At 65.9% G+C, this 21802-nt stretch carries 19 protein-coding genes; 7 read left to right on the forward strand and 12 right to left on the reverse strand.

The genetic code is table 11. The features are described from left to right. Positions 1-9: 9 nt before the first annotated feature. The 4 genes from ACJH71_RS05880 to ACJH71_RS05895 all read right to left on the reverse strand — a co-directional run bounded on the left by ACJH71_RS05880 (position 10) and on the right by ACJH71_RS05895 (position 4257). The gene (locus tag ACJH71_RS05880) at positions 10-1980 is read right to left on the reverse strand and encodes a S8 family peptidase (RefSeq protein ID WP_406757074.1); all 1971 of its coding nucleotides are present in this window, start codon (positions 1978-1980) and stop codon (positions 10-12) included. A gap of 190 nt (positions 1981-2170) precedes the next feature. Beyond that, the gene (locus tag ACJH71_RS05885) at positions 2171-2986 is read right to left on the reverse strand and encodes a class I SAM-dependent methyltransferase (RefSeq protein WP_406757075.1); all 816 of its coding nucleotides are present in this window, start codon (positions 2984-2986) and stop codon (positions 2171-2173) included. 54 nt (positions 2987-3040) lie between these two features. Continuing rightward, entirely contained in the window at positions 3041-3886 is an 846-nt protein-coding gene (locus tag ACJH71_RS05890) for a helix-turn-helix domain-containing protein (protein WP_406757076.1), read from the reverse strand. Then, a complete protein-coding gene (locus tag ACJH71_RS05895; RefSeq protein WP_406757077.1) occupies positions 3883-4257 on the reverse strand; it encodes an NYN domain-containing protein in 375 nt (124 codons plus the stop codon). The genes ACJH71_RS05890 and ACJH71_RS05895 overlap by 4 nt, the downstream gene beginning before the upstream one ends. A 75-nt stretch (positions 4258-4332) precedes the next feature. Here ACJH71_RS05895 and ACJH71_RS05900 point away from each other — a divergent pair, with 75 nt between their 5' ends. Beyond that, entirely contained in the window at positions 4333-5106 is a 774-nt protein-coding gene (locus ACJH71_RS05900) for an enoyl-CoA hydratase/isomerase family protein (protein WP_406757078.1), read from the forward strand. Between the two features lie 21 nt (positions 5107-5127). On the opposite strand, the gene tpx is transcribed toward ACJH71_RS05900, so the two are convergent. The 3 genes from tpx to ACJH71_RS05915 are packed head-to-tail and all read right to left on the reverse strand — an operon-like array spanning position 5128 to position 7754. Continuing rightward, positions 5128-5625, reverse strand: coding sequence for a thiol peroxidase (gene tpx, locus ACJH71_RS05905; RefSeq protein WP_406757079.1), 498 nt, complete (start codon positions 5623-5625; stop codon positions 5128-5130). A 57-nt stretch (positions 5626-5682) separates the two neighbouring features. Beyond that, positions 5683-6828, reverse strand: a complete 1146-nt coding sequence (locus ACJH71_RS05910; protein WP_406757080.1) for a hypothetical protein — start codon at positions 6826-6828, stop codon at positions 5683-5685. Then, a complete protein-coding gene (locus tag ACJH71_RS05915) occupies positions 6828-7754 on the reverse strand; it encodes a metal-dependent hydrolase (RefSeq protein ID WP_406757081.1) in 927 nt (308 codons plus the stop codon). Before ACJH71_RS05915 ends, ACJH71_RS05910 begins: the two co-directional genes overlap by 1 nt. Before the next feature lie 81 nt (positions 7755-7835). Here ACJH71_RS05915 and ACJH71_RS05920 point away from each other — a divergent pair, with 81 nt between their 5' ends. The 3 genes from ACJH71_RS05920 to ACJH71_RS05930 all read left to right on the forward strand — a co-directional run bounded on the left by ACJH71_RS05920 (position 7836) and on the right by ACJH71_RS05930 (position 11859). Further along, positions 7836-8447 (forward strand): TetR/AcrR family transcriptional regulator, encoded by a 612-nt coding sequence (locus ACJH71_RS05920; RefSeq protein ID WP_406757082.1) that lies wholly within the window; start codon positions 7836-7838, stop codon positions 8445-8447. A gap of 104 nt (positions 8448-8551) precedes the next feature. Beyond that, positions 8552-8983 (forward strand): MmpS family transport accessory protein, encoded by a 432-nt coding sequence (locus ACJH71_RS05925; protein WP_406757083.1) that lies wholly within the window; start codon positions 8552-8554, stop codon positions 8981-8983. After that, positions 8980-11859: an RND family transporter gene (locus tag ACJH71_RS05930; RefSeq protein WP_406757084.1), complete on the forward strand. Its 2880-nt coding sequence runs from the start codon at positions 8980-8982 to the stop codon at positions 11857-11859. Before ACJH71_RS05925 ends, ACJH71_RS05930 begins: the two co-directional genes overlap by 4 nt. Here ACJH71_RS05930 and ACJH71_RS05935 read toward each other — a convergent pair. From ACJH71_RS05935 to ACJH71_RS05945, 3 genes are all read right to left on the reverse strand, one after another. Then, the gene (locus ACJH71_RS05935; RefSeq protein WP_406757085.1) at positions 11825-13009 is read right to left on the reverse strand and encodes a PPE family protein; all 1185 of its coding nucleotides are present in this window, start codon (positions 13007-13009) and stop codon (positions 11825-11827) included. The two genes, ACJH71_RS05930 and ACJH71_RS05935, sit on opposite strands and share 35 nt — an antisense overlap. A gap of 132 nt (positions 13010-13141) precedes the next feature. Then, complete coding sequence (locus ACJH71_RS05940; RefSeq protein ID WP_406757086.1) at positions 13142-14974, reverse strand: fatty acyl-AMP ligase; 1833 nt, start codon at positions 14972-14974, stop codon at positions 13142-13144. A gap of 88 nt (positions 14975-15062) precedes the next feature. After that, complete coding sequence (locus ACJH71_RS05945) at positions 15063-15428, reverse strand: hypothetical protein (protein ID WP_406757087.1); 366 nt, start codon at positions 15426-15428, stop codon at positions 15063-15065. Between the two features lie 185 nt (positions 15429-15613). On the opposite strand from ACJH71_RS05945, the gene aceA reads away from it, so the two are divergent. Next, positions 15614-17914 carry an isocitrate lyase ICL2 gene (aceA, locus tag ACJH71_RS05950; protein ID WP_406757088.1) on the forward strand — a complete coding sequence of 767 codons (2301 nt, stop codon included), beginning with the start codon at positions 15614-15616 and terminating at the stop codon, positions 17912-17914. Positions 17915-17944: 30 nt separating this feature from the next. Here aceA and ACJH71_RS05955 read toward each other — a convergent pair whose 3' ends face one another. Then, positions 17945-18592: an HD domain-containing protein gene (locus ACJH71_RS05955; RefSeq protein ID WP_406757089.1), complete on the reverse strand. Its 648-nt coding sequence runs from the start codon at positions 18590-18592 to the stop codon at positions 17945-17947. 35 nt (positions 18593-18627) lie between these two features. Further along, the gene (locus tag ACJH71_RS05960; protein WP_406757090.1) at positions 18628-19350 is read right to left on the reverse strand and encodes an SDR family oxidoreductase; all 723 of its coding nucleotides are present in this window, start codon (positions 19348-19350) and stop codon (positions 18628-18630) included. 245 nt (positions 19351-19595) lie between these two features. Here ACJH71_RS05960 and ACJH71_RS05965 point away from each other — a divergent pair, with 245 nt between their 5' ends. After that, positions 19596-20189: a UbiX family flavin prenyltransferase gene (locus ACJH71_RS05965; protein ID WP_406757091.1), complete on the forward strand. Its 594-nt coding sequence runs from the start codon at positions 19596-19598 to the stop codon at positions 20187-20189. After that, positions 20186-21778: a UbiD family decarboxylase gene (locus ACJH71_RS05970; protein ID WP_406757092.1), complete on the forward strand. Its 1593-nt coding sequence runs from the start codon at positions 20186-20188 to the stop codon at positions 21776-21778. Before ACJH71_RS05965 ends, ACJH71_RS05970 begins: the two co-directional genes overlap by 4 nt. Positions 21779-21802 lie beyond the last annotated feature (24 nt).

Consider the following 21802-nt stretch of genomic DNA (forward strand, 5'->3'; position numbering starts at 1 on the left):
TCGCCGATGTCACGGTGTTTGCAGTGCGCGCATGAGATCGACCAGACCTGCGCCTTGGAAACTCGGGTCACGATTGAGCGACGTCGCCGACGAGGTGAAGATTCGCTTGACCTCGTCGGGCTTCCCCACGAATTCGCGCTGTACCGAGAGAAATGCCGCGACGGCACCCGACACGTGCGGAGCGGCCATGCTCGTACCGCTGTCCTGGATGTACACCGCTGCGCCGTCGAACCCGTCGAGTTTGGCTTGCTGGATTCTGGTGAGGTTCTTGCCGGCAGCAGCCGAAGTGATCAGTTCGCCGGGCGCCACCAGGTCGGGTTTGGGCCGGCCGTCCCCGGTCGGCCCGCGCGAGGAGAAGTAGGAAATCCCGTTGGTGTGTGGCGAATCCCGGTGTGTCGAGCCAACCGTGATGGCTAAGTCGGCATTGCCCGGATCGTTGATCGTGATGGCGGCGCTGAATTGGTTGACATCGGACTTCTGAACATTGAGTTTGACGTAGCCAGAGTTTCCGGCCGCGACTACCACGACGACGCCGGTACGCACCAACCGGTTCACTTCCAGGCATAGCGGGCTCTGTCCGCAGGCGAACCACTCAGCGAGGAAGTCGTAGCCCAGGCTGAGATTGACGCCGTGGATTCTGCTCAGCTTGCCGGTGTCGCCGTTCTTCTCGCGGACGTAAGCCAGCGCATTGATCACCCTGGCAGTCCGCGCCGTGAGGTCACCGAGGCCGCCGAGTACCTTCAGGCTGACCAATTTTGCGTGCGGTGCAACGCCGTTGAGTTGTTCGAGGTCCACCGGACGCGGCGAGAGGATCGGGTCGGCACCCGCAACTGCCCCGTTGTTCCGTCGCCTCTCGACGGCGATCGCGTGGGGCTCGCCACTGTCAGGCTTCCACCGGGCCAGGCCGCCGGCGATGATGCCGGCCACATGGGTTCCGTGCCCGTCGTCATCGACGAGAGCTGCGGCAGGATCGCTGCTGCCGGAAACGAAGTCATGATGTAGGTCTGCCACCGACGGGTCACTGAGCGTGTGTTCACCCTGGAAGTGCGGGTGGGTGCCGTCGATACCGGAATCGATCACCGCCCACACGATGCCGTCACCGAAGGCTGCGAACGAACGTTGCGCGGGCACCGCCTTGACCGTCGTGGTGGAGACGTCGATCTGGCGGTGCACCTCGAAGTCGGGCCAGATGCGGAAGATGGCCCGGTATGGCCAGTCGCCGGCAGCCGAATCTGCCGTCGCGATGTTCTGCATCTGCGCCGGCGTCAGGTCACCAGACAGGTATTGATCGGCGATCACGGTCGGTTCACCCTGCGCACCAACAAATTTCCACAGGTTCTGGACTCGGGCGATCGCCCCGGCCAAGCCACCGGCGATGGCTGGGTCTGCGCCAAGCCCGTAGCGCAGATTCAGCTCGATCATGATCGGTTCAGGTTCATCCGCCGGCTGTTCATCGTCGACGAAGCCTGGCCCGGCGTCCCGGAACGACGACCTGAATGAATGCGTCGCTCGGAAGAGATCGAGATTTGCGGCGTGTTCTACAGCTGGCCGAAGCTTCCGTTGCAGTGGTGCGGTGACGACCCCGGGTTGCAACAGATCAGACGGAGGAGGCGCTTCTTCTCCGGTCGGTGCGGGAGCCGCCGCGACCAGAGCGCCGATCTGACATGCGGTGGCGTAGTGCTGACGACCCGCAGCGGTGGTACGTACCGCGCCCTTGAGTCGCCGCAGGTATTTCTGCTTTGTCAGCGCTTTGATGGCCTCGTCGACCCACCGCTCCCACGACGGCCGGGCACCGTCATAGAGCCGGTCCCCGGGCAAGAACGACGCCGCGAATTTGGCACCCACCATCTCCTTGACCCGGGTTGCGGTGGGCGGGGTGTCGGTTGTCTCTAACTCCAGCACTGCGCACATCACCCTTGCCGCCCAGGATATTTCGGGCGGCGGTGGATCCAGTTCACTGAATTCTGCGTGATCAGTCATGACGAGATCTACGCCGAGTGGCATCACCGCGGCGGTTCATCAGTGACGATCCGCAGACTGCCATGTCCCAACCCCATGTGATGCTGAGTGCTACGCAGGCGATACAGCTACCGTGCAAGCAACTTACTCCGCCACCATGCCCGTACACCGAGCATTCGCGGATTCACGACCCCGCCGCAAGCGCGGACAGCTATCGCTGCGCCTCGACGAAGTAGCCGCGCGGCACGTCGGGTCCAGCCGCTGCCGTCACCGACGGAAACCAGCGGTTCCACCGGTTACCCGGCCCCGCCACATCGGTCACCACGGCCGACCAACCGAATCGTTCGACGAGCTCCCCGGGCTCGTCCGTACCGAACAGCCACGGTGAACCCTGCTGTGCCATGGACTGCAGCAACGGCGCCATCGACGGCGCTTCCAGCAGCGTCTTGCCGACCACGTCATACAGCAGCACCGAGCCGGGCGCCGACAGCGCGTCGACACGGGCGAACAGGGCACGCACTGCGGACTCGTCGAGGTACTGCAGCAGACCCTCGATGAGCCAGACGCTGGGCGCGGCCGCGTCGAAACCCGCGGCCTCCAAGGCGGCAGGCCAGTCCTCGGCTAGGTCGATACCGAGCGGCACCCGCCGGCAACGCGGCTCATCGCCGGCGAGCAGCTCGGCTTTGGCCGCGATGACCGCTGGTTGATCGACTTCGTAGACGGTGCTGTGTTCCGGCCAGGGCAGCCGGTATGCCCGGGCGTCCATGCCGGCCGCCAGGATGACCACCTGGGTGACGCCGGCCCTCAGTAGGGCCTCGTCCCAGAAGCGGGTACGGACGACGATCTGCCAGGTCGACTGCTCACCCGAGTTGGCGATGGCCGCGTCCAGCATCCGCCGGCCATCCTCCCCCGCCAGCTTGTCGGCGAACGGATCGGTGAACAGGGCGTCATCGCGGGCGGATTCCTTGGCGCGGATCGCGGCGACGAGGATCCCGGTGCTGGCGACGGCTTCTCGGGTGCGGTACATGACCCCATCATCTGGGACGGCGGTGGCGGTTGGCTTGGATATTTTTGCCGCCGCTCACCCGCGCGGCGTCGTCGGCGAATCCTCGATCAGGTCAACGTGCCCGGCCAACCACGAACGACGCCGCAGGTACTGGGTGGGGGTGGTCGCGGTGAACGCGCGAAACTCCCGCACGAAGTGCGCCTGATCGAAGTACCCCAGCTCTGCTGCCAGGGCAGCACCCCGCGCCGCCCCACTGTCGAGGCGCGTGAGGGCGGCCTGCAGTCGCCGCACCCGCAGGTAGGCCTTGGGCGTAAGACCGACCTGGGCGCGAAACATGTTGATCAGCCGTTTGGGCGACGAGCCGGTGAGTGCGACCGCATCACCGACACGCATCGACGGATTGCGTTCCGCGCTGTCCAACACCGCGGTCACGTCACCGTGCAGAGCGAATTGCTTGTCCTGCAACCGATTCATGAGAAACGCTTCGAGCAGCATGACGCGTGCGGCAGCCGAGGAGGCTTCTGCCAACCGCTGGCGCAGCGTCACCGCCGCGCGCCCCCACAGCTCGCCCAGCCCGACGCAGGCATCCGTCAACTCCCCCTGCGCGATGCCGACGAACGGCCACGCGCCGCCGGAGCGAAAGTGCACGGTGATGACGGTCTGTGCCGTGTCGATCTGTGTCACGTAGGACGCGGTGCCGGCGCCGATGAAGAACGCGGGTGGCACGCTCACCCGGGTGCACGCATCGGCGCCGAAGAAGTCCACCTCCGGCCGCTCGCCGATATCGATGACGATGGTCGCCGCTCCGCGCGGCAAGGCGCGGCTCCGGTGCGGACCACCCGCACGGCGATCCCAGTACCCGAAGTAAGCGATGCTCTCCGACAGCGGCGGTCGGGGCCGAAACAGCTGCGGCTCCATCACCCCTCCTCGATGAGCCTGCGGAAACGTGCCGCCGGGAAAGTGGCCGCGCCCGCCGTGGTGACTCGCTCCACCAGGGCAAGGTCCGAGGTCGCCACGGTGATGTCCTGCGGTCGGTCGTCGGCCCGGACCAGCCGCGCAATCTCGTCGTCGGCGGAGTTGGCGCCTGGTCGTGGCGCCGCCGTGATCGTGACGGCGTCCGAGTCGATGGGCGGCGACGGCGGCTTTTCGAAGACCACCGTGACTTCCTGGCCGTGCGCTGCTGCCCAGACCTCGAGCTGTCGGGTCAACCGCACCATCGCGGCGTGGCGGTCCTTCCACCAGCCGTCAGGACGCGCACCGATCACGTTCATCGCGTCCACGATCCACCGCACCACTCCGACGGTACGGTGCAGCCATGAGCCTGCGCCACGACGATGCAGAGCGAAGCGATGAGGAGGAGTGGCGCCATGAGCCTGGTCAACTATGAGTGCCACGACCACGTCGCGACCATCACCTTGAACCGGCCCGAGGCCCGCAACGCCATCAACGGGGCGATGCGCGAGGACCTCAACGCCGCCTGGGACCGGTTCCGCGCCGAGGAGGACGCCTGGGTCGGGATTCTCACGGCCGAAGGCGACGTGTTCTGCGCCGGCGCCGATCTCAAGGACTCGGCGGGCGCGGTCGGCACCTTTCCCGGCACGTTCTGGGAGAAGCCCACGATCAACTCGTTCGAATCGGGCATGGAACTCTTCAAGCCGACGATCGCCGCCGTGCACGGCCCGTGTGTGGGCTACGGCCTCACCGGATTGTTGTTCTGCGACTTCATCATCGCCAGCACCGATGCGGTGTTCCGCTTCCCCGAAGTGTCCCTGGGAGTGCCCACCATCGTCGGGGCGATCCGGCTGCCGCAGCGGGTGGGCTGGGCCAACGCGATGGAGCTGTTGTTGACCGGGGAGCCGATCAGCGCGCAACGCGCCAAGGACATCGGCCTGGTGTGGAAACTCGTCGAGCCCGACGCGCTGCAAGACACCGCCCGAGCCTGGGCACACACCCTCACCAAGGCCGCTCCCCTGGCGCAGCGCGCCACCAAGGAAGTGGCGTGGCGCGGCACCGACATGAGCTGGATCGACGCCGTGCGGTTCGGCGAAACGATGCGCAAGGTGGCCGCAGCGACCGAGGACGTCGCCGAGGGACTACAAGCGTGGCGAGAGCAGCGGCCACCGCAGTGGCGGGGCCGCTGACTCCCGAACGGCCAGTGGGGCCTAGGCCCCGGCCAGTGCTGCCAGCGCGGCGTCGTAGTTCGGCTCCTGGCCGATCTCCGGCACCAGCTCGGTGTAGGCGACGTTGCCGTCTGCGCCGATCACCACGATCGCCCGGCCCAGCAGTCCGGCCAGCGGACCATCGGCGATGGTGATCCCGTAGTCGGCACCGAAGCTGTCCCGGAAGCCCGAGGCGCTGGTGACATTCTCGATGTCCTCGGCACCGCAGAACCGCTTCTGCGCGAACGGCAGGTCGTTGGAGACACACAGCACGGCCCCACCCGCGGCCGCCCGCTCGTTGAAGGTCCGCACGCTGGTCGCACAGACCGGGGTGTCGACCGACGGGAAGATGTTCAGCAGAACCGGCTTACCGGCGAACTGCCCACTGTCCACCACGCTCAGGTCGGTTCCGGTCAAGCTGAACGCCGGTGCTGCCGAACCGACGGCCGGCAACTCGCCTACGGTGTTGATCTGGTTTCCCTTTAACGTGATCTGCGCCATGGCAACAGTCTGCCAAGCGCGTCAACCTGCGTCCACGGCGGGCCGCTGTCGCCGCGCTCAGCGCCCGGCGGCCACCGGCTCAGGCTTCTCGTGGGGCTCCAAGATCGGCGGGACCGTCGCGGCGGCCACCACACTCAAATAAGCCACCGCAAAGCACAGCACCACGTACCAGAGACATCCCACCGGGTCGCCGTTAGCGGTCAGCCCGCCCGACGCATCCAGGTAGGCCGGCAGGGCCGTCAGCCACAGCACCGTCATGACCGACAGATACACCGCGGCGTAGCGGACCATCAGCGGGTTGTCGTAGCGACCGGCGGCAAACAGATTCAGCCGCAAGCGGCGCCACTGGATGATCAGGATCGGGATGGCCACCGCGGTCATGATGAGAAGTTCAGCGGCATAGGCGATCCCGGTCAGCCTCCCGTCAGTGGCGGCACCGAGCAGGGTCGCCGGCAGCGGCAGGATGCCGGTGCCGAGCGAGGCCAGCACGCCGATGACGATCGTCCGCCACAACACCTGCAGCCCACCGAATCTCCGGCCGTGATCGACCTGACGACCGACCAACAGTTGGACACAGAACGCCAGCGACGCCGGCCACAGCGCCGCGAACACCACCACGCTGCCCATCGGCACCGAGGTGAACATGGGTTGGTTCAGCGGGTTGTCCACCGACCATTCCCACCAGCGCAGCTGCGGGCCGAGGTGGTCGAAGATCTCATAGAAGGCGTGGTGGACAAAGCCCACGCAGATCGCGCCGACGATGACACCGTAGCGCCGGAACACGCCCAGGATCCGGACGATCTCGAAGGAGATGGTGGCCATCATCGGGTAGATCGCGACGATGTACAGCGGGAGGCGCCCCCACAGGAATTCGACGGTGAACACGTTGTGCGCGAACATCGTGTCGACTTGATCGGCGATGCCGAACGCCCCGGGAAAATAGAGCGGCGGTTCGATGATCAGCAGATAGGCGATCGCCCCGAACCACAGTGCCAAGTTGGTGGCATCGCCGCGGCGGTACCGGATGATCGCGTAGATCAGTGCCAGCACGGCACCGGTGATCACGGTGATCTCCAGGACCGGCAGCGTCCAGTTCTCCAGCTGCAGGGGGTTGCGGAATTCCAGCAGTCCCCCGGCCTCGCCGCAGGAGAAGCCCAGCGACTCGGCGAGGCGCTCGAATGTCGGGGCACACAAGTCGGGCATCAGGCGCTCTTCTCCTCTGCGGTGTACCACTTGGTCACGTCGTAGCCGTCGTCATAGCGGGCGAACCACTCATTGGCCAGGACCGGGATCTTTTCGTGAGCCGGTTTGTGATTGGGCAGCTGGCTGCGGATGATACCGGCTACCGCGGTGGCCATTTCGCGCTTTGGCAGATGTTTGAAGGCGTCGGCGACAGGACCCTCGTCCGCGGGCCAGCCGAACGGGACCCGCCGCCTCCACGCCTGCTTGGCGCGGTAGGTACTGAACAGTGACAGGGCGTCAACCTTGCGGTCCGCCAAGGGAACGTGCCGATTGAAGCCCTCGCACGCCACCTTGATCACGCTCATCACGTGCTTGAAGATCGACGGCGCCATCCGCATCCGGTACCACGGGTCGTTGATGACATGGTCGTAGATGATCAGCGCGGAGCTGCGGTGCTCGACTTCCTCGACGAAGTGCCACAAGAACAGTGACGCCACCCGGTCGTCGCCCGGAGCGAACAGGGTGTTGTCGTGGTCGAGCATCAGCTTGAAGACCGGGGTGAAGGTGGCCTCGAGGTCGGCGGTGTAGGCCAGCCGGTAGTCCAGTGATTTTTCGGCGGCCATCTTGTCGAACATGGCGTTGCACTCATCGACGGTCTCCTTGAGACCCGGGTAGGCCCTGACCAATGCCTTGGCATGGCCGCGGTGGGCCATGGAGTGCTGACCCTCCTGACGCACGAAGGCGTCGGCCTCTTCGGCGACCACCGGGTCGGTGATCAGCGGCATCGCCTCGGCGATCATGCCGCCGATCATCTTCTCGAAGCCGATCGCCAGCAGCGAGACAGCGTTGGCCATCGACGAGAACGCCGGGTTGGCTTCGTTCCACAAAAACGGCACGGGGTACTCGGCGAACGCGAACCGCAGTTTGCGCACGATCAGGTCGGTCATCACTACCTCAGCTCAAAACATACAACTGGACATCTTCGCGTATGATTGTTCGATGCACCAAGCTTGTCAAGCAGGCCACTGATGGCACGCCGACGGGGCTGGGGAGGCAACCCGCCACACACCGACGAAGAAGCCGGCCGGCGAATCATCGCCGCGGCCGTCGAGCTGGTCGCCGAGACCGGGTCGGCGGTGTCGCTGGCCGACGTCGCCACGTCACTCGGGGTGATCCGCCAGACGGTGTATCGCTACTTCCCCACCGCCGATGCGCTGATGCGCGCCGTGGCCATCGCCTCCGTCGACGACTTCCTCGACCGGCTCACCGAGCACGTGCACGGCATTCACGGCCCCGCCGACGCGCTCGCCGAAGGCGCCGTCTACACCCTCGATGCCGTAGCCCGCTCCCCACACCTGGGCGCCATGTTGTCGTCATCGTCGGCGCACAACCGAGAGATGGCCTCGCAAGAGGCCCGCGACTTCGGCATGCGGATGATCGAGCGCTTCGACGTCGACTGGAAGCGACACGGCTACGACGAAGCGGCGCTGCGCGAACTCGTGGAGTTCACCCTGCGGATCATGCTCTCGTTCGTCGTGGCCCCCAACGATCCGGATCGCTCCCCCGATGAGCTGCGCCGATTCCTGCGCCGCTGGCTCGGCGAAGCCGTCGCCGCCCAGCCGCGGCACGCCATCGACTGACCCGCCTCCCCATACCCCCTAGGGTTCTTCGGGAATATTCGTATACCCTACGGGGTATAGTATTCACGGAGAGTCCGAGTGGAGGGAATCGAGAGCTGATGGGTATGCGCGCGATCGTGAGCCGAGCCTGGGTCCCCGTCGTGGTCGCGTCGGCGGCAGTCGTCGGAACACTGGCCGTCATCAACCTGCGTGGCGCGTTCGGCGCCGACGAGATCTTCCGCTGGGACGGCAGCGGTTCGCAGGTGATCAACTCGATCAACGAAAAGCAGGTCCGCTACGAGGTTTTCGGGTCTGACACCGTGGCCGGCTCGGTGAGCTATCTGAACCCCGAGGCCCAGCCCGCGCAGGCGACGTTCACCGGCTTGCCCTGGAGCCACACCATGACCACCACAAGTCCATCTGTCATCGGCAATCTGGTCGCCCAAGGTGATGGCGACCAGATCGGCTGCCGCATCACGGTCAACGGCGCCGTCAAAGACGAGCAGCTGGCCACCGGGCACCACGCCCAGGTGTTCTGTCTGGTCAAAGGCGCATGAGCGGGCACGGCACCCCTCGCCCGGGGTATATGCGGGCGGTTCGCCGGCTGGCCTGGCCGCTGGTGATCTTCTGGCTGCTACTGACCGTCGGTCTCAACGTGCTGGTTCCGCCGATCGAGTCGGTGGCGCGCGAGAACGCGGTCACGATGTCGCCCCAGGACGCGCCGTCGATGATCGCGGCCAAGCACATCGGCGCCACGTTCGACGAATTCGACTCCGATGCCATGGTGATGCTGGTGCTCGAAGGCGAGACCGAGCTGGGTCCCGAGGCGCATCGCTATTACGACACCGTGATCGCCAAACTGGCGGCCGATCACGAACACGTCCAGCACATCGCGGACCTGTGGGGCGACCCGATCACCGCCGCCGGAGTGCAAAGCACCGACGGCAAAGCCGCCTACGCGCAGATCAACACCGCGGGTGATCAGGGCAGCACCCTGGGCAACGAGTCGGTCGACGCGGTTCGCAAGATCGTCGGCTCGGTCCCAACACCGGACGGTGTGAAGACCTATGTCACCGGCCAGGCCGCTCTGACCACCGATATGAACGAAGCCGCCGACAAGAGCATGCTCAAGATGATGGGCGTGACCGGAGTGGTCATCATCGTCATGCTAGCCATCGTCTACCGTTCCGCCGCCACCGTGGCGCTCGCGCTGGCGATGGTGGGCTTCGAGATGGGCAGTGCGCGTGGGCTCGTCGCACTCCTCGGGCACCATGGCCTACTGGGCTTCTCGACGTTCGTGGTCGCGATGCTGTCGTCGCTGGCGATCGCGGCCGGGACCGACTACGCGATCTTCCTGATCGGGCGTTACCACGAAGCCCGCAATGCCGGCGAAGACCCCGAGACCGCCTGGTACTCGATGTTTCGCGGCACCTGGCATGTCATCTTGGGCTCGGGACTGACGATCGCGGGCGCGTCACTGTGTCTGCATTTCGCCCGGCTGTCCTACTTCAAAGCCCTGGGCATCCCGTCGGCCCTGGGTCTGCTGGTGGTCATCGCCGGTGCGCTCACCGTGGCCCCGGCCATCGTCGCGATCGCCACCCGGCACGGTCTGCTGGAGCCCAAGCGGGTCGAGGGCCGCGGCTGGCGGCGGATCGGAACCGCCAATGTCCGCTGGCCCGGTGCGGTTTTCGTGGCGGCGCTATTGGTCACCCTGGCCGGGATACTGGCGGTGCCCAGCATGAAGATCAGCTTCAACGACCGTCACTACATCCCGGCTAGCCTGCCCGCGAACGTCGGATACGACGCAGCCGAACGTCATTTCAGCGCCGCCCGGATGAACCCCGACGTCCTGATGGTCGAAAGCGACCACGATCTTCGCAATCCTGCCGACATGATCATCTTGGACCGCATTGCCAAGAACATGTTTGCCACCCGCGGAGTGGAACGGGTGCAGAGCATCACCCGGCCGTTGGGCAGCCCGATCGACCACACCTCGATACCGTTTCAGGTCAGCATGCAGGCCGTCCCGATCCAGGAGAACCTGCAGTTCATGACCGACCGGCTGTCAGACATGGTCAAGATGAGCGACGACCTGGGCGCCACCGTCGACTCCATGGTGCGACTGCGCGACCTGGTCAACCAGATGAACAGCACCACCGACAAGATGAGCGTCGACATGGCCACGGTGACCGCGACCGTCGACGAGATCCGCGACCACATCGCAGATTTCGATGATGTAGTGCGCCCGATCCGCAACTACTTCTACTGGGAGCAGCACTGTTTCAACATCCCGGCGTGTGATGCGATCCGGTCGGTCTTCGACGCCTACGACGGCATGGACAAATTCAGCGAGGACATGCGGCCGCTGCTGGCCGACATGGCCGAGGTGAACACGGTGATGCCGCAGCTGGTCGGGCAGTTCGACCCGATGATCGCAGTGGCGAAATCCATGCAGGGCAGCCTGCTCGCGATGCATTCGAGCTTCTCCGGGTTGGTGACCCAGATGTCGAGGATGACCGACACGGCCACCGAGATGGGCCGGGCCTTCGACGCCTCCAAGGCGGACGACTACTTCTATCTGCCCCCGGAGGCCCTCGACAACCCCGACTTCCAGAAGGGCCTCAAGCTGTTCTTGTCCCCGGACGGTAAGGCGGCGCGGTTCATCGTCACCTACGACGCCGACCCGGCCACCCCCAAGGGCATCTCATTCGTCGAGCCGATGCTGGCCGCCGCTCACGACGCGGTGAAGGGAACACCGCTGACCGGCGCCAAGTTCTACCTCACCGGAACCGCGGCGGTGTACAACGACATTCAGACCGGCTCGACCTACGACATCCTTATTGTCGGGGCGGCGGCGGTGACGCTGATCTTCATCGTGATGCTGCTGATCACCCGGGCGCTGGTCGCCTCCGCGGTGATCGTCGGGACGGTGCTGCTGTCGCTGGGTGCGGCATTCGGCCTGACCGTGGTGGTGTGGCAGCACATCCTCGGGCTCCCCTTGAACTGGATCGCACCGGTGTTCGGGGTGATCATCCTGCTGGCGGTGGGCTCGGACTACAACTTGCTGCTGGTCTCCCGGTTCTCCGAGGAGATCGGCGCCGGGATCAAGACCGGGATCATCCGTTCGATCGGCGGAACCGGATCGGTGGTCACCGCCGCGGGCCTGGTGTTCGCCTTCACGATGATGTCGATGGCGGTCAGCGACCTGTATTCGATCGGTCAGGCCGGCAGCACCATAGGGCTCGGTCTGTTGTTCGACACCCTGATCGTGCGCTCGTTCCTGACGCCCTCGATCGCGGCGCTGCTGGGCCGGTGGTTCTGGTGGCCGCAAAACATCCAGAACACCCGACGAATCCGGATGGCGCCGACCCGGTCCCCCGCTGAAAGCGGCGCGCCCACTACCCCGCTGCCGGTGACCGCGGGATCACCGTAGGCCGAAAGTCGTACTGGGTGGCCGCGCCGCCGATCCCACCCCGTGCGGCCAGGCTGCCGAACGGCACCATCGGCGGCACCGCGGCCGCGTTGCCCATCCCCGCCGCCGGGGCCGCTACCCCGCCGACGGACGGCAGCGTCGTGGCCACCGGAGAGCTGGCCACACCCAGTCCGGTCCAGGCCGGCGGCACCGACAACGCGCCGATCGAAGCGGCTCGGCCCAACCCCGCGGTGGCCGCCGTTCCGCCGGAGAAGCCGGTCAGCGTCACGGTGGTCGCCGCGCCACCGGCGGAGCTGAGCAGGCCCGAGGCCGCCCCACCGGCGGCCGCCACACCCGCCGCGGCGCCCTTGGCCCCGTTGGAGCCGCCCATCAGCATCCGCATCAGCATGCTCATCGGCATCATGGCCATGCGCATCGGCATCATCAGCGAGTTCAGGCTCGACATCGAGGACGACATCGACCCGCCCGTCGAAGCCTCCTCGGTGGGTGCGGCCAGTGCTTGTAGGGCCGTCGGGGTCGTCGAGAGCAGTTGCGGCCCTTGCGACATCAATGCCTCGGTGTCGGTACCGGTGGTGGCGGCGGCCGACTGCGCGACGGAGGCCACCTGGCCCGCCTGCCGGGACGGGTCGGTGGTCTGCGGCGGCGAGGCGAACGGCGTGACCTGGGTGGCGACCGCCGACGCTCCGGCGTAGCCGTACATGGCCGCGGCGTCCTGTGCCCACATCTGAAGGTACTGCGCCTCGGTCGTGGCGATCGCCGCGGTGTTCTGCCCCAGGAGATTGGTGGCGATCAGCGTCTCCTGCAGGGTGCGGTTGGCGGCGATCAGCGGCGGCGGAACCGTTGCCGCGTGGGCGGATTCGTAGGCCGTGACGGCGGCGGCCAGTTGGGCGCCGGCCTGCTCGGCCTGTGCCCCGGTGGCACTGAGCCAGGTCACGTAGGGGCTTGCCGCGGCCGCCATCGTCACCGCCGAGGCGCCCAGCCAGGAACCACTCGTCAGACCCGCGATCACCGAACCGTAGGACGCGGCGGCGGAGTTCAGTTCGGCGGCCAAGTCCTGCCAGGCGGCCGCAGAGGCCAGCAACGAAGCCGGGCCGGGGCCGGCGTACATGCGCGCCGAATTGATCTCCGGCGGCAGGGCTCCGTAGTCCATTGCCTCCCCTTGTCTCTTGGCCGGCAATCGATCCGGCAAGATGCTTTAGGAAGGCTAGCTAGCTATTTTTGGCGCCCGACAGGTCTGCGCTGTGCGCCCGCTGTGCGCGCCCGCGGTGCTGTAGCAGCCACCTCAGCGCGCACCGAGCGTGCCCGCCACATACTGTTCGCGGCACGCGGTGCGGCCGAGTTTTCCGCTGGTGGTGCGTGGGATTGCCCCGGCAGGGACGAATCGGACATCGGCGGCCTTCACCCCGTGCACCCGCTGCACCTCCGCGCGGATTGCCTCGATCGCCGGCCTGGGGTCCTTGCGGCCGGTGCCGGTCGCGCGCTCGGCGACGATCACCAGCTGATCGGCGATCTCCACCGGCGCGGCGAATGCGACCACGTAGCCGCCACGCACCATCGGTGAGGCCGCCGCCACGGTGGCCTCGATGTCCTGGGGATAGTGGCCGCGTCCCCCAAGGGTCATCAGATCCACCGTGCGGCCGGTCACGTAGAGCTCACCGCCGGAATAGAAGCCCAGGTCGCCGGTGCGCAGCCATCCGCCGTCGGCCGGTGTCGGCCCGGTATGGCTGCCGTGGTCAAGCCGAGACCGCAGGCGGGCACCGAATGCGTGCCGGGTCTCATCGGGCCTGCCCCAGTAGCCGGCGGTGACGTTGTCACCCTGCAGCCAGATCTCACCGATGTGGCCGTCGGGCAATTCCGCGCCGGCCTCGGCGTCGACGATCACCGCCGACAGGCTGCGGGCGACCTGACCGCACGAGACCTGGGCCACCGCGCCCGGGGCATCGGCGGCCACCGGCGCCGCGCGGCCGGCACCGAGTTGATCACGGTCCACGTACAACACACTCGCCTGAGCGTCGGGAGCGATGGTGGCCACGAACAGCGTGGCCTCGGCGATCCCGTAGGACGGCTTGATGGCGGTGGACGGCAACCCATACGGTGCGAACGCCGCGTTGAAGGCGGTGATCGCCGCCATGTTCACCGGTTCGGATCCGATGATCATCACCACGTTGGCCAGGTCGACATCGGCACCCGGCGCTGGTAGGCCCCGCGCCGCGGTCAGCTCATAGGCGAAGTTGGGTGCGGCGGTGACCACCCGGCCCCGCCGCGATGCTTCCGACAGCGCGTTGATCCAGCGCTGCGGTCGGCGGATGAATGCCGTCGGCGATATCAGCGTGGAGTGCCCCCCGTAGACCGCCGGAAATCCGATCATCGACAGGCCCATGTCGTGATAGAGCGGTAACCAGCTGAGGCCGTGCGTGTTTCGGTCCAGCATGTCGATCGACAGGATCATCTGCAGCAGGTTGGTGGCAACCGAGCGGTGGGTGACCTGCACGCCGATCGGTGGCCGCGTGGTGCCCGAGGTGTACTGCAGATGCGAGACGTCGTCGACATCGATGTCGACGGGCACGAAGTCCTCCCCCGCCGAGTCCGGTATCTCATCGATGACCACCACACGGGGCTGCAACTGCTGGGGCAGCCTGCCCAGAAATTCGTCGACGATGCGCCGCACCGCAGCTGTCGTCAGGACCACGGCCGGAGTGGAATCCCGCAAGGCGGTGTCCAGTCGCTCGGCGTGCCCCGGGAGTTCGGGAGCGAACAGGGGCACCGCGACGGTTGCGCATTTGACGGCGGCATAGAACCCGGTGACGTAGTCCAGTCCCTGCGGCGCCAGGATCGCGACGCGGTCACCGGGGGCCGTGAGGCCTTGCAGGCGGGCGCCAACAGCGCGCAATCGCTCGCCGAGTTGTGTCCAGGTCAGCTCCACCGCCTGGCCCTCGACCTGGCCGGCATAGTCGAGGTAGCGGAATGCCATCGCGTCCCCCACATTGGCGATATTGCGATCGATCAGCGAGATCAGGGTTTCGCCCGGCGGCAGAACGATGCCGCCGTTGGAGTCCAGGCACTCCTCGATCTGGACCAGTCCTTTGCGGGCCGTCGGGCGCGGCATCTGCGTCATGCCCGCAGTCTAAGTCCCAGCTCTTTGGGCGAAGCCTGCTTCGAACGTCAAAGGACCTCCACCACAATGGAGTTGGTGCAGTGACCGATCACATAGCCGGTTCGCGCAGCGCCAGACTGATGAAGAGATAGCCCATGCAGATCAGCAGATTGAGCGAAGCGATCATCAGGCCGGCCACGATGAGCGCGTTCGTCAGTCGCCGCCGGTTGCGCCGTGCCCGGGCCAGTCGCTGCTCATGCTTCATCTCCGTGGCGGCAAGCGCGAACGCATAGTCGACCGATTCCGCCGACGCCAGCGGTGCACCGACCGCCATCTCACGAAGCCGAGCGGGCGGAATGCGGACGCCCACGCCGGCGAAGCGCCGGCTCATCCGACGGGCCGCCCAGCGGCCGACCACCACGGGCTGCGGCGCCTGCTCCCAGTGTTCTGCCCACCGGTCCGACCGGTACGTCATAAACCTTGAGTTTAGCCACTTCGGGCCACGAATCCGATGCCTTCGCGGCAGTTCTGCGGCATCAGCGGCGCCGTGCTGAAGATGTAGGCAAAACCGAACTATCGCTCAGCGTACGGCGGCACAATACGGGGAGGAAGCAAGCTGGGACCGCCGCATTGATCCGGTGAAAAGGGAGCGAAATTTCCATGACGACGATCGAGACGAACTCAACGGCGAGCACACCGGTCGAACGCGATGTCGACGCCGACGTCGCAGCTGTGCAGAAGTACTTCGACAGCCCTCGATTCGAAGGCATCACCCGTCTCTACAGCGCTCGTCAAGTCGTCGAGCAGCGCGGCACCATCCCCGCCGACTATCCGGTCGCTCGGGAGGCAGCCACCGCGTTCTACGCCCGGCTGCGTGAGCTGTTCGCCGCCAAGAAGAGCATCACCACCTTCGGGCCGTATTCGCCTGGCCAGGCGGTGGTGATGAAGCGGGTTGGCATCGAGGGCATCTACCTCGGCGGCTGGGCGACCTCGGCGAAGGGCTCCATCACCGAGGACCCGGGCCCCGACCTGGCCAGCTACCCGCTCAGTCAGGTACCCGACGAGGCGGCCGGGCTGGTGCGTGCCCTGCTCACCGCCGACCGCAACCAGCAGTACCTACGCCTGCAGATGACCGCGGAGCAGCGCGCCGCCACTCCCGCCGTGGATTATCGGCCGTTCATCATCGCCGACGCCGACACAGGCCACGGCGGTGATCCGCACGTGCGCAACCTGATCCGGCGCTTCGTCGAATCCGGTGTCCCCGGCTATCACATCGAGGACCAGCGGCCCGGCACCAAGAAGTGTGGGCACCAGGGCGGCAAGGTGCTGGTGCCCTCCGACGAGCAGATCAAGCGGCTCAACACCGCCCGCTTCCAGCTGGACATGATGGGCGTGCCGGGCATCATCGTGGCGCGCACCGACGCCGAGGCGGCCAACCTGGTCGAGAGCCGCTCCGACGAGCGCGACCAGCCGTTCATCCTGGGCACCACCAACCTGAAGATCCCGTCCTACAAGGCGTGTTTCCTAGCGATGACGCGGCGGTTCTACGACTCGGGCATCAAAGAGATCAACGGCCACCTGCTCTACGCCCTGCCCGAGGGCGAGTACGCCGAGGCGGACACGTGGCTGGAACGCCAGGGCATCACCGAGCTGATCACCACGGCCGCGAAGGGCTGGAGCAGCGACGGAAGTCAGTCGGTGGACACCCTCTTCGACGAGATCGAGTCGAAGTTCGTGGAGGCCTGGCAGTACGACGCCGGGCTGATGACGTTCGCCGATGCGGTCGCCGAGATGCTGGACTTCGCCGAGCGAGAGGGTGAGCCCAAGGAGATGACCGCCGCGCAGTGGCGCGAATTCTCTTTCCGCGCGCCGCTGTACACCGCGCGGGCGAAAGCTGCCGAGCTCAACGCCGACCCGGGCTGGGACTGCGACCGGGCCAAGACTCCCGAAGGCTACTTCCAGGTGCGCGGCGGCATCCCGTATGCGATCGCCAAGTCGCTGGCTGCGGCGCCGTTCGCCGACATTCTGTGGATGGAGACCAAGACCGCCGATCTCGCCGAGGCCCGCGAGTTCGCCGAGGCGATCCACGCGGTGTATCCCGACCAGATGCTGGCCTACAACCTGTCCCCGTCGTTCAACTGGGACACCACCGGCATGACCGACGACCAGATGCGGGCATTCCCCGCCGAGATCGGCAAGTTGGGCTTCGTCTTCAACTTCATCACCTACGGCGGCCACCAGGTCGACGGCGTGGCCTCCGAGGAGTTCGCGGCCACCCTGTTGCAGGACGGCATGCTGGCGCTGGCCCGTCTGCAGCGCAAGATGCGGCTGGTGGAGTCGCCGTACCGCACACCGCAGACGCTGGTCGGCGGGCCGCGCAGCGACGCTGCGCTGGCCGCGTCGTCGGGCCGCACCGCCACCACCAAGGCGATGGGCGCCGGGTCCACCCAACATCAGCATTTGGTGCAGACCGAGGTGCCCAAGAAGCTGCTGGAGGATTGGCTGGCGTTGTGGGCCGAGCACTATCAGCTCGGCGAGAAGCTGCGTGCGCAACTGCGGCCCACCCGTCCCGGATCCGACGTGCTGGAACTGGGGATCTACGGCGAGGGCGACGAGAAGCTCGCCAACGTGATCGTCGACCCGATCAAGGACCGGCACGGTCGCAGCATCTTGACGGTGCGCGACCAGAACACCTTCGCCGAGAAGCTCCGCCAGAAGCGGCTGATGGACCTGGCCCACCTGTGGCTGATCCACCGGTTCAAGGCTGCGGCGGTGCACTACGTCACGCCCACCCAGGACAACCTGTATCAGACGGAGAAGATGATGGAGCACGGCATCTTCAGCAGCGTCAACCAGGAGGTCGGCGAGATCATCGTCGCCGATGTCAACCAGCCGCGCATCGACGAGCTGCTGGCATCGGACCGGGCGGCGCTGGGCAAGCTGATCAGCAAAGAGGGCTAGCGCCGCCCCTCGGTAATGCGGTTGCCGGCACTAGTCCGGCCAAGCGTTGCCGAGAATCGTCTCGACGAAATCGCCGCGGACAAAGGACGGGTCGAAGTGCGCGAGTACGTCGGCGTTCACCGTGCCGAAAGTGCTGTCTGGGCGGTGCCGGACACCTTCGGTGAAAGCATGCAGGATCCGGCGTTTGAAGTCCGGCCGCGGGTGCGCGTCGGTCACCGCGTCGAGTAGGTGTGCCGGCAGCTCGGCGCGGCCGATCCCGAGCACATCGGTTTCGACGCCGGCGGTGACCAGAGCGATCTCCGGGTCCAGAAACTCCGGCACACCCGGGGTGGTGTGCAACGCGATCCCCAACCAGACCTTGCGAGCATCGGATTCGTTGATACCTGCCTGGCGCAGAAAGTCGCGGGCAGCGTTCGCGCTGTCCACCTCGAAGCGCAGCTGCGAACCGTGATAGCGCTCGGTCAACCCCAGGTCGTGAAACATCGCCCCCACATACAGCAGTTCCAAGTCGGGCGTCAGACCGCGTAGGCGCCCGTGCAGCGCTCCGAAGAGGAAAACCCGGCGAGAATGATGAAACAACAAATCGCTTTCGACATCGCGGATGTACTCGGTGGTTTCCCGCACCAGCGCGGTGTCGGGAATCGCAACGCCTGCGATGGTGTCAACTGCTCTGGTCATTGGTCTGACTCCTTTGGTTTCGAAACTGCTGTCTTCTAACGGCCGACGCTTCCGCCACCGTCCACCCGGATGATCTGCCCGGTGATGTACCCGGCGTCCTCGTGCAGCAGGAAGCAGATCGCGTGCGCGATCTCCGATGGCTTTCCGACGCGACCCATCGGGATGCTCTGCAGGAAAAGGCTTTCCCGCTCGGACCCGATCGGGCTTCGCTCCCGGTACATCTCCGTTTCAGTGGGGCCAGGCGCAACGGCATTCACGGTGATCCCCGTGGCGGCCAACTCGACGGCCCAAATCCGGGTACAAGCGTCTAGGGCCGCCTTGGCGGCGGCATAGGGCGTGCGTTCGGGGGTACCCAATGCCGTCAGGCTTGTGACGTTGACAATGCGGCCCCAGCCCCGAGTAAGCATTCCCGGCAACACGCTTTGGACGACCTGCACAGCCGTGCGCACGTTGAGGTCATAGGTGTCGAACAAGTCCTCGAGATCGACCGAACCGATTCGGCCGAACCGCGCGAAACCGACGTTGTTGACCACCGCATCGACAGGACCGTCGGCGAGGATCGCATCCAGAGTCGTTGCGGTCGCCGCGCGGTCGGCGAGGTCCACCGCGTAGAACTTGCCCGGGAAATCCTGGGGTGCGGTGCGGGCGATACCGATCGGCTCGACGCCGGCGTCGGCCAGGCGGTCTGCGACTGCCCGACCGATGCCCTTAGACGCACCGGTGATCAATATTCGCCGTGTCGGCGCGGTCTGGGACATCGGGGCTCCTCTCCTGCGGCGTGCTGTCTTCCAATCTTGGTCGTGGAACTGACAGATCAGCCATGGCTGATCGGCCGCGGATCCCACAGAATGCGACAGGGTCTAGTCCCGGCACGTGTGTCGGATTCTGTGGGTTTGACGGCGGAAATGACCGTCCAGTCCCGCCATCCTGCCCCGCAGACTGACTCAGAGCTCCTGGCAATGATCCGTCGATCAACCGGACCATCGGGTGAGAGGAGAACAAGATGCGCCTAGTCGTCGCGATGACCGGAGCAACAGGCGCCACCTTGGGTATCCGCCTGTTGGAAACGCTCGGAGAGCTGGGTGTGGAGACGCACCTGGTCCTCAGCGAGTGGGCACGAGCAACGATCAAGATCGAGACCGATACCACCGTCACCGATGTCCGAGCACTGGCCACCCACAGCTACAGCGCTAGGGATCTCGCAGCAGCCATTTCCAGTGGATCCTTCCGCACTGACGGCATGGTTGTGTGCCCGTGCAGCATGAAGACGTTGAGCGCCATCCGAATCGGCTTCAGCGACAACCTGATCACCCGCGCCGCCGATGTGACGCTCAAGGAGCGACGCAAGCTGGTTCTGGTTGCTCGGGAAGCGCCACTGAGCGAGATTCACCTGGAAAACATGCACTACCTGGCCCGTGCCGGCGCGGTGATTTTCCCGCCGACCATCGCCTATTACAGCCGGCCCAGCTCCGTCGACGAGGTGACCGACTACGTGGTCGGCCGCATCATCGATCAGCTCGGAATCGAACACTCGCTGATCAATCGTTGGAAAGACGATCCTGCAGCTCGGCTGGAGATCGTGAGGAGAGCGAAATGACTTCCGCAACAGGCATTCCCCGCCGCACCGCCGTCACTGAGCAAGTCGATACCGGTCCGGATATGCGTAGCTGGCTCGCCACCCTGGAGGCCGCGGACCAGTTGCGCCGCATTACCGTTCCGGTCGACTGGAACGAAGAGATCGGCGCTATTACCCGCGCCAACCTTTCCCTGGGCGGGCCCGCATTGCTGTTCGAGAACATCATCGGCCACAACAACACCCGATGCACCAAGCTGGTGACGTCGGCACTTGGGAGTCGGCGCCAAATCCTGCTGATGTTGGGGCTGCCCGAGGGCACCAGCGATTCACAGATCGTCGCACACCTTCGAGATACCTTCAGAAAGCCCATTTCGCCGCGCGTGGTCCAGACCGGTCCGGTCAAGGAGAACGTCGTCGAGGGCGCCGCCATAGACCTGAATGAGCTGCCAGTACCGAAGTGGCATGGCGAAGACGGCGGCCGTTACATCGACACCTACTGCGGTGTGGTCACCCAAGACAAAGGGACGGGCCGTGACAACATCGGCCTTTACCGGGGCATGATCATCGACCGCGACAAGATCGCCAAACTCCTGGTGCCGAGTCAGGGCTGGGGCGGTCATATGGCGGAGTACAAGCCGGAGCCGATGCCGGTTGCCGTCGTCTACGGTTGGCACGACGTGCTGCCGTTCTGCGCCGGCAGCCCCTTCCCGAAAAGCATCTGCGAATGGGACATGATGGGCGCCTTACTTGATCGTCCGGTCGATTTGGTTGCCTGCGAGTCAGTTCCACTACACGTACCGGCGTCCGCGGAGATCGTGGTCGAAGGGTTTATCGATCCGGACCCCGCCACTTTTGCTATGGAGGGCCCGTTCGCGGAGTACCCGGGTTTCATCGGCGATGCGGCGCCGGCGCCGGTCCTGCGCGTCACCTGCATCACCCACCGCAACGATCCGGTGCTACGTGGAACCCTCGAGGGCATTCGGCCCGGGATGTTGAACGAGGACAGCATCGTCAACTTCGCGCGATCGGCGATCACCTGGAACGCGCTTGACGATCTAGGGATCGGTGGCATCACCGACCTATGGATGACAGAGGTCACCAACGGTCAGAACACCCTGGTGCAGATCCAAAAGCGATACCGCGGTCATGCGCAACAGATCGCCGCGGCGCTATGGGGAACCGGCGGCGCAGTCTGGTTCCACAAGAACGTCGTGGTTGTCGAGGAAGACATCGATCTCCATGACCCGGCGGCGCTGGACTGGGCCTTGTCATACCGAGTCAACGCCGGCCTAGGCGACATCGCCTTCTTCGGACCGGGTTTCGGGTCATCACTGGATCCATCGACTCCGCCGGAGCACAACGACGCCAACAAGTACGGCGCCGGGGAATGGACCCGGGTCCTCGTCGATGCCACCCGCAGCTGGGAGGTCGCGCCCCGGGAGGTGTGGGGTGGGCGCCGCTTCCCGCCGACTGATCGGCTCGCTCCCGAACTGGAATCTCGTATCGCCGGCCGGTGGGCAGAATATGGGATCGGTATCCCCTACCTTGATGACGCGGGGCGCGAAATGCTGACTCTGGAGAAGCTGAGCAAGCGGTTTCCGGCGGTGTGAGCCCGTGGCAGCATTGGCCCCACG

The organism is Mycobacterium sp. SMC-15 (assembly GCF_045310925.1).
Classification (GTDB): domain Bacteria; phylum Actinomycetota; class Actinomycetes; order Mycobacteriales; family Mycobacteriaceae; genus Mycobacterium.

Coding starts and splice junctions, on each gene's coding strand:
- ACJH71_RS05880 (WP_406757074.1), bottom strand. CDS start 1,980: ATGACTGATCACGCAGAATTCAGTGAACTGGATCCACCGCCGCCCGAA.
- ACJH71_RS05965 (WP_406757091.1), top strand. CDS start 19,596: ATGCGCCTAGTCGTCGCGATGACCGGAGCAACAGGCGCCACCTTGGGT.
- ACJH71_RS05925 (WP_406757083.1), top strand. CDS start 8,552: ATGCGCGCGATCGTGAGCCGAGCCTGGGTCCCCGTCGTGGTCGCGTCG.
- ACJH71_RS05885 (WP_406757075.1), bottom strand. CDS start 2,986: ATGTACCGCACCCGAGAAGCCGTCGCCAGCACCGGGATCCTCGTCGCC.
- ACJH71_RS05935 (WP_406757085.1), bottom strand. CDS start 13,009: ATGGACTACGGAGCCCTGCCGCCGGAGATCAATTCGGCGCGCATGTAC.
- ACJH71_RS05920 (WP_406757082.1), top strand. CDS start 7,836: ATGGCACGCCGACGGGGCTGGGGAGGCAACCCGCCACACACCGACGAA.
- ACJH71_RS05955 (WP_406757089.1), bottom strand. CDS start 18,592: ATGACCAGAGCAGTTGACACCATCGCAGGCGTTGCGATTCCCGACACC.
- ACJH71_RS05945 (WP_406757087.1), bottom strand. CDS start 15,428: ATGACGTACCGGTCGGACCGGTGGGCAGAACACTGGGAGCAGGCGCCG.
- ACJH71_RS05910 (WP_406757080.1), bottom strand. CDS start 6,828: ATGCCCGACTTGTGTGCCCCGACATTCGAGCGCCTCGCCGAGTCGCTG.
- ACJH71_RS05900 (WP_406757078.1), top strand. CDS start 4,333: ATGAGCCTGGTCAACTATGAGTGCCACGACCACGTCGCGACCATCACC.
- ACJH71_RS05930 (WP_406757084.1), top strand. CDS start 8,980: ATGAGCGGGCACGGCACCCCTCGCCCGGGGTATATGCGGGCGGTTCGC.
- aceA (WP_406757088.1), top strand. CDS start 15,614: ATGACGACGATCGAGACGAACTCAACGGCGAGCACACCGGTCGAACGC.
- ACJH71_RS05970 (WP_406757092.1), top strand. CDS start 20,186: ATGACTTCCGCAACAGGCATTCCCCGCCGCACCGCCGTCACTGAGCAA.
- ACJH71_RS05960 (WP_406757090.1), bottom strand. CDS start 19,350: ATGTCCCAGACCGCGCCGACACGGCGAATATTGATCACCGGTGCGTCT.
- ACJH71_RS05915 (WP_406757081.1), bottom strand. CDS start 7,754: ATGACCGACCTGATCGTGCGCAAACTGCGGTTCGCGTTCGCCGAGTAC.
- ACJH71_RS05940 (WP_406757086.1), bottom strand. CDS start 14,974: ATGACGCAGATGCCGCGCCCGACGGCCCGCAAAGGACTGGTCCAGATC.
- tpx (WP_406757079.1), bottom strand. CDS start 5,625: ATGGCGCAGATCACGTTAAAGGGAAACCAGATCAACACCGTAGGCGAG.